Raw genomic sequence first — 6,398 nt, 5'->3', positions numbered from 1 at the left:
CTCCACCAGAAAGGACCAGATTCGCGAAAGGCGAAAATAGTATGACTTGCCCAACTACATGCCCTTGACACGGACCGGCCTTCTCATGGAAGGCCGATGCACTTGTTGAGCTTCTGCTAGAGGGGAGGATTTAGTCCTGATAAACGCGCTTGTCGTCACTTGGACGTCGAGTTGGTGTGTTCGGACAAGCGCGATCTTCTCGGTTGGCGATGGTTGGCGTATTGCTCGTTTTAGTGTGGGCGCTTGGGTGTGGCCGCGATGGAGTCAAGCTCCGTGATGGTTTCGGGAGCGAGCTGGATGCTTGCGGCCTGGAGGTTCTCGCGGAGATGGGTGAGTGACTTGGTGCCGGGGATGAGAAGGATGTTGGGGGAGCGATGGAGGAGCCAGGCTTGCGCTACCTGCATTGGGCATGAGTCGAGGGACTCTGCCACGTCGTCGAGTTTCTCGGATTGCAACGGGGTGAAGCCGCCGAGGGGGAAGAAGGGAACGTAGGCGATGCCTTGTTTGGCGAGGTCGTCGATGAAGGCGTCGTCGTGGCGGTGGGCTATGTTGTAGAGGTTTTGGATACAGACGATCTTTGTGATTTTTTGTGCTTCGGTGAGCTGCGTGGGTGAGACGTTGCTGAGGCCGAGATGCTGGATCAGGCCTTGTTGCTGGAGTTCGGCTAGTACGGTGAGGGGTTCGGCGATGGATCCTTCGACTGGGCCTTCGATGCCGCCTACGCGGAGGTTCACTACGTCGAGTTTGTCGAGGCCGAGGTTGCGGAGGTTGTCGTGGACGCCGTCGATGATCTCCTGACGGGAGAGAGCGGGGATCCAGGATGCGTCTGCGCCGCGGCGAGCACCTAATTTGGTGACGATGACGAGGCCGTCGGGGTAGGGATGGAGCGCCTTTTTGATGATCTGGTTGGTGACGTGAGGGCCGTAGAAGTCGCTGGTGTCGAGGTGATTGACGCCTGAGGCGATGGCTTCGCGGAGGACGGTGAGGGCGGCGTCCATGTCGCGCGGTGGGCCAAAGACGTGGGGGCCGGCGAGTTGCATTGCGCCGTAGCCCATGCGGTTCACGGTCAGGGTGGTGCCGGGGAGTGTGAAGGGGCCGCCGAGTTTGGCGTTGAGTTGTGTTTGTTGCGTCATTCTGTTGCTCCTCTTATTGTTCTTGAGTTGCGGTTGTCTTCGGATTGGTTACCTGTGGTTAGATGAAGAAAGTCTCAGGTTAGGAGTTCGCATTTGTCTCAGCGTTCCTCAGTGATGTTGGAGCCGCGTAAACAGCCGGTTCAAGCGCGGTCGGCGGCGAGCGTGGACGCGATTCTTGAGGCGACTATTCAGGTTTTGCTGAGTGTGGGGAAGGAACGGCTGACCACGACGAAGGTGGCGTCGCGGGCGGGTGTGTCGGTTGGGACGTTGTATCAGTACTTTCCGAATAAGAGCGCGCTGTTGCAAGGGGCTTTGATCCGTCATCTGGATGAAGTGACGGAGGCGATAGGGCGCGTTTGCCGGGAGCAGCGGGGGAAGACGCTGAAGGAGATGGCTGCAGCTCTGATCAATGCGTTCCTTGCTACGAAGATGCGGGATGCGAAGACGAGTGTCGCGCTGTACTCGGTGAGCTCGGATGTGGATGGGGTGAAGATTGCGCAGCAGATGCAGTTGCACACGAACAAGTCGGTGGCCGGGATGCTGGCGACGACCAGCGATACCCTGACAAAAGATCCACAGCTCGTGGCTTCAATGGTGCAGAGTGCAATGGCTGGGGTTAGCCGGAGATTGCTGGAATCGCCGGAGCCGGAGAAGCAGCTCGAGGCTTTGCGGCAGGAATTGATCTTCTTTGTTTGTAAGTATTTGGAGGCCTGTTCAGCGCGGGTGCCGGATTCGGAGTTTGTGGTGGAACCTAGTTAGTAAGATCCGGCGCTTTGGATGAGATTTTGTTGAAGACTCCTGACAGCACGGTGTCAGGAGGGTGTCAGTAAGCTGACTCTGTGATCGCTACTAACAGAGGAGGCAGTATGAAGGAACAACCGAAGTCAGGCGCGGTGTGGTTTGAGATTCCATGCGCCGATCTGGACCGGGCGGCGCGATTCTACGAGACGATTCTCGATCGCAGTATGCACAAAGAAGATCTGGGAGAGCCGTTGGATAGGATGCGGGTGTTTCCCGCTGCTCCGGGTGGTGTGACAGGGGCGCTGGTGAAGCGGACGTTCCGGAAGCCCGGTGGCGGCGGGACCATGGTTTACCTGAATTGTGATGGGGAGCTGGACGCTGTGATTGGGAGGGTTCGTGAGGCGGGTGGGTTGGTTTTGATGCCTCGTACAGCGATTCCTGGACATGGTGCGTTTGCTTGCCTGAAGGATACAGAGGGGAATCATATTGGGTTGCATACTTCGGTTTGAGTGCTCAATGCCCGCTGCGCGCGGGGCGGTCACTTCGTGACAGGTATACCCCTTCGGTTGGCGCTCCCGATGGTCGCGGTGAGTATTTTGTGCCGACCATCGGGAGGCTTGTGGCGAAGCCGGTATACACCCCACGAAGTGGGTAGGATGGGTGCATGAGACGGGCCGATAGACTCTTCCGGATCGTACGGATCTTGCGCGGTGGCAGATTGCAGACAGCGCGGATGCTGGCGGAGAAGCTCGAAGTGTCGGAGCGGACGATCTATCGGGATGTTCGCGATCTGCAGATGTCGGGGATGCCGATTGAGGGTGAGGCGGGTGTGGGATACACGCTGCGGCGTGACATGGATCTGCCTCCACTGATGTTTACGCGAGATGAGCTGACGGCTCTGGTGCTGGGCGCACGGATGGTGCAGGCGTGGGGCGGGGCGTCGAGCGTGGCGTCGGCTGATCAGGCATTGCAGCGGATTGAAGCGGTGCTGCCGGCGGATCTTCGCGAGCGGGTGGACGCGATTTTGATGTATGCGCCGGGACACAGGATGGTTCAGCCTTTGAAGGAGCGGCTGGATGTGCTGCATGAGGCCTGCGTCGGCAGGCGGGTGCTTGGGTTTGGCTATTCGAAAGAAGATGGGCAGAACAGTGAGCGTGAGGTGAGGCCGCTTGCGCTGTACTTTTGGGGCGGGGCCTGGACACTGGCGGCGTGGTGTGAGCTGCGGAAGGACTTCAGGGTCTTTCGAATTGACCGGATGCAGGAGGTTCAGGTGCTGCGGCGCGAGTTTATACAGAAGAAGGGACAGCGGCTGGAGGACTTCGTGCGCGAGGCGAAGAAGGATGCCGCAGCCTACGACGTAGCGATTCAGGCAGGCGCCACGTCGAGTTAGTTCACGAGGTAGGTTGCTGGCCGGGAAGAGTCGTCTGTTGGAGGCGGCAGGTGGTGGGTCGCCGCATTATTTGGGGAGAGGCAATCGGAGACTCGCTTGAGCATGTCGGTGGGGTGGACGGGTTTTGTCAGAGTGGTGAAGGTATGTCCGGCTTTGCGAGCCTTCTCGAGGAGATCGACGGTGGCGGCCTGTCCAGAGAATAAGAGGATCTTGCAGGTGGGGATGGTCTGCGTGAGGGTGATGGCGAGTTCGACGCCGGTCATGCCGGGCATCATGACGTCGGAGATGACGAGGTCGGGCCGGGCGCTGCGTGCGATCTCAAGGCCTGAGAGTCCGTCGTAGGCGGTCATGGTTGAGAAACCGCTGCGGGAGAGGATGATGGAGAGGGTGTCGGCGATGATTCGTTCGTCGTCAACGACGAGGACGAGGGGTTTATTTTCTTCTGGGAGGGCCACGGCGTCTTCGGTGGGAACATCGGCTACTGGGATGACTTCGAAATTGAACTTCCTTGCCATGGGTCATACCTCTTTTTCAAACGTAGACCTGTTTGCTCAATACGGGTTAACTCTTTTAAATCTGTGGTTTATGCGGGAGCATAGGCTGTGTTGAAAAAAGTAGCTGGGGAGCTTGCGGAAGCATCTCGTTAGTGTTACGTTAACGTCACGTCAAATTTACATCACGTTAATGGGAGAGGGCATGAGTAATGACAGCGAAGTTGCTTCGAAGGCAATGAAGTTCGAGTCGGTGCCGCAGGTAAATGTTCCCAAGGGTAGGGATGGGAAGCACAAGGAGATCATCACGCAGCTGTTGAGCGATATCGAACAGCTTGCGGTGGGTAGTGCGTTGAAGATTCCGCTGGCGGAACTTCCCGATTCGAAGGAGAACGTTCGGTCCGCGTTGAGCCGGGCGGCGCGGCAGAGGAAGATCAACCTGGCTACTTCGAGCAACGATGAGTTTTTGTTTGTTTGGAAGACGGATAAGTAGGAATTTCTGCGGCAATACTTTTCAAAATATGGGGCCTGTCCTGCCGGACGGGCCCACTTCGCGTGGGGCGGTCACTTCGAGACGGGTATACCCTTTCGCTGGCCCTCCCGTCGGTCGGGATCTTGTTAGTAAGGGTTGGGTTGGTTGCTTAAGATCTCTTTGCCACCGCTTTGCGCGATGAAATGAACTTTGCCAGGTAGGGTGGGAACGGGTTGGGAGAGATCCTGCCAGAGAAAGATGCGGCGGGGTTCCAGCCACTTGAGTTTCAGCGAGAGGGCGTCCTCGAAGATGGGTGGGGCATCGGGAAAGAAAGATCCGTACCAGAGGTTGGAGCTGCGGCCGTCGAGGATGTGGAGGTCGCTGCGGTGGAGGTAGAAACCGAGGGTGCTGGCGGCTTCGTATTCGCCGTGGATGACGATGAGGTCGCTGGGTTTGAGTTCAGGTTCAATGGCGGCGGCTAGCTGGCGGGAGCTTAGGACAGGCGAGAAGATCTGCAGGCCGATGTGGGCGGCTAGCAGGAAGGCGAAGGTTGACGCGGCGAGGCAGAGATTTGCGGCGTGGGGCTGGTAGTTGCGGCGGAGAAGCCAGTTGGCGAGGGCACCGGTGAAGAGTGCGATGGCAGTGAGGAGGAGCGGGTTGCGGAAGGCTCCCATGGCCTGGGCGTTGAGATCGAGGAAGTGGCCGAAGGAGAGGGCGTAGTCGCCGGGGTTTTGTTTGAGGAGTGAGGCGAGATCGGTGCCAGGGGTGGGGGTGCGGGAGTGGAGGAGAAAGAATCCTGCGGTGAGGGCGGCGAGGGAGCCGAGGACTAGCAGGACGGTTGAGATGCGCTGGCCGGAGCGGACGAGGGGGGCGGGGACGGTGAAGGATTCGGCTTCGGTGGCTTCGTCATGGAGCCATGCGGCGATGAGGAGGATCATGCCGGGGAGTGCGGGGAGGGCGTAATACTCCTGCCGAGTGGAGAGGGAGAAGAAGAGGACGGGGATGATGGCCCAGAGGCCGAGGAGTAGGCGGGTGCTTTCGGCGGGTGTGAGGGTGCGGATGGAGACGAGGGGACGGAAAGCTTTGCGCCATGGGACGGTGGCTATGGCGCGGTAGAGAAAGGTGCTCCAGGGCATGAGCCAGATGAGGATGAGTCCACAGAAGAGGACGAGGGGGACGGTGTCGTAGTCGCGGGGGACGCGGAGGTTGAGGTAGCGGAGGAGTTGCTCGTTGACGAAGTAGAACCAGAGCCAGCCGTGGACGTTGCCGCCGGTTGGGAGGGGTACGGACCAGTGACCGTGCGCGAAGGTGAGATTGCCGGGATGGCCCTGGGTGGGGTTGGATTGGGCGATGAGGATGTGCCAGGGGGCGGCGATGAGGAGGAAGACTATGGTGCTGGAGATGGGGTGGAGTTGGCGGATGCGTTTTATGACGGCGCTTAAGCTGCGGCGGGTGAGGAGCAGGTGGGCGAGGACGATGAGGATGGGGAAGACGATGCCGATGAGGCCCTTGGTGAGGACGTTGAGGGCGCAGCAGGCGGCGAAGAGCCAGCAGAGGGTGGGGCCGGGGTGGGCGCGTTGGATGGGATCAGATTCGGTGAGCCAGTAGAAGAAGAGGGCCAGGGTGAGCCAGAGGCAGACGTCGGCGTCGGGTAGGAGGATGCGGGTGAAGATGAAGATGCCGAAGCTCGAGAGGGCGATGAGACCGGCGTAGAGGCCGGCTCGGGCAGAGAAGGCGCGGCCGGCGAAGGCATCGAGGATGAGGGCAAGCGCGAGGACGGTGAGTGCGATGGGGAGGCGCGCGGCCGCGGTGTTGACGCCGAAGAGTTTGAAGCTGAGCGCCATGCTCCAGTAAAGGATGGGGGCTTTTTCGAGGTAGCGGATGCCGTTGGCGTATAGGGTGACCCAGTCGTTGCGTTGAAGCATCTCGCGGGCGACCTCGGCGTGGACGGAGTCGGCGTCGTCGAGGAGCGGAGGGACGAAGAGGGTGAGCGTTGCGTAGAAGAGGAGCCAGAGGATGAAGAGGGTGAGGCGGTTTTTTCGGGCCGACGACATGGCCCTTGGCGATGTTGCGATTTGCGGCATGGAGGATGGGGGTGTTGTCTGCATGGTGGGGAGATGCCGGTGTTAGGTGAGTTTATCAATGTGGTGAAGACGCCCTACGCGGGCGGC

7 protein-coding genes are annotated in these 6,398 nt (G+C 59.7%); 4 read left to right on the top strand and 3 right to left on the bottom strand.

What is annotated here, in order from left to right; translation table 11 throughout:
- Window positions 1-230 precede the first annotated feature (230 nt).
- Window positions 231-1,133: an aldo/keto reductase family oxidoreductase gene (locus tag HDF14_RS24895; RefSeq protein ID WP_183981456.1), complete on the bottom strand. Its 903-nt coding sequence runs from the start codon at window positions 1,131-1,133 to the stop codon at window positions 231-233.
- 93 nt (window positions 1,134-1,226) lie between these two features.
- On the opposite strand from HDF14_RS24895, the gene HDF14_RS24890 reads away from it, so the two are divergent.
- The 3 genes from HDF14_RS24890 to HDF14_RS24880 all read left to right on the top strand — a co-directional run bounded on the left by HDF14_RS24890 (window position 1,227) and on the right by HDF14_RS24880 (window position 3,264).
- Window positions 1,227-1,892 carry a TetR/AcrR family transcriptional regulator gene (locus HDF14_RS24890; protein ID WP_260698572.1) on the top strand — a complete coding sequence of 222 codons (666 nt, stop codon included), beginning with the start codon at window positions 1,227-1,229 and terminating at the stop codon, window positions 1,890-1,892.
- A 107-nt stretch (window positions 1,893-1,999) separates the two neighbouring features.
- Window positions 2,000-2,383 (top strand): VOC family protein, encoded by a 384-nt coding sequence (locus HDF14_RS24885; protein WP_183981455.1) that lies wholly within the window; start codon window positions 2,000-2,002, stop codon window positions 2,381-2,383.
- 155 nt (window positions 2,384-2,538) lie between these two features.
- Window positions 2,539-3,264 carry a helix-turn-helix transcriptional regulator gene (locus HDF14_RS24880; RefSeq protein ID WP_183981454.1) on the top strand — a complete coding sequence of 242 codons (726 nt, stop codon included), beginning with the start codon at window positions 2,539-2,541 and terminating at the stop codon, window positions 3,262-3,264.
- Here HDF14_RS24880 and HDF14_RS24875 read toward each other — a convergent pair.
- Window positions 3,261-3,779 (bottom strand): response regulator, encoded by a 519-nt coding sequence (locus HDF14_RS24875; protein WP_183981453.1) that lies wholly within the window; start codon window positions 3,777-3,779, stop codon window positions 3,261-3,263. The two genes, HDF14_RS24880 and HDF14_RS24875, sit on opposite strands and share 4 nt — an antisense overlap.
- Window positions 3,780-3,960: 181 nt before the next feature.
- Here HDF14_RS24875 and HDF14_RS24870 point away from each other — a divergent pair, with 181 nt between their 5' ends.
- Entirely contained in the window at window positions 3,961-4,248 is a 288-nt protein-coding gene (locus tag HDF14_RS24870; RefSeq protein ID WP_183981452.1) for a hypothetical protein, read from the top strand.
- A gap of 125 nt (window positions 4,249-4,373) precedes the next feature.
- Here the strand turns inward: HDF14_RS24870 and HDF14_RS24865 are convergent, their stop codons facing one another.
- Complete coding sequence (locus HDF14_RS24865) at window positions 4,374-6,335, bottom strand: ArnT family glycosyltransferase (protein WP_183981451.1); 1,962 nt, start codon at window positions 6,333-6,335, stop codon at window positions 4,374-4,376.
- Between the last annotated feature and the right edge of the window lie 63 nt (window positions 6,336-6,398).

Origin of the sequence: Tunturiibacter gelidiferens (genome assembly GCF_014201335.1) — a bacterium.
GTDB classification, from domain to species: domain Bacteria; phylum Acidobacteriota; class Terriglobia; order Terriglobales; family Acidobacteriaceae; genus Edaphobacter; species Edaphobacter lichenicola_E.
This window is presented reverse-complemented; position numbering and strand designations above follow the sequence as displayed.

Coding starts and splice junctions, on each gene's coding strand:
- HDF14_RS24865 (WP_183981451.1), bottom strand. CDS start 6,335: ATGCAGACAACACCCCCATCCTCCATGCCGCAAATCGCAACATCGCCA.
- HDF14_RS24880 (WP_183981454.1), top strand. CDS start 2,539: ATGAGACGGGCCGATAGACTCTTCCGGATCGTACGGATCTTGCGCGGT.
- HDF14_RS24875 (WP_183981453.1), bottom strand. CDS start 3,779: ATGGCAAGGAAGTTCAATTTCGAAGTCATCCCAGTAGCCGATGTTCCC.
- HDF14_RS24885 (WP_183981455.1), top strand. CDS start 2,000: ATGAAGGAACAACCGAAGTCAGGCGCGGTGTGGTTTGAGATTCCATGC.
- HDF14_RS24895 (WP_183981456.1), bottom strand. CDS start 1,133: ATGACGCAACAAACACAACTCAACGCCAAACTCGGCGGCCCCTTCACA.
- HDF14_RS24870 (WP_183981452.1), top strand. CDS start 3,961: ATGAGTAATGACAGCGAAGTTGCTTCGAAGGCAATGAAGTTCGAGTCG.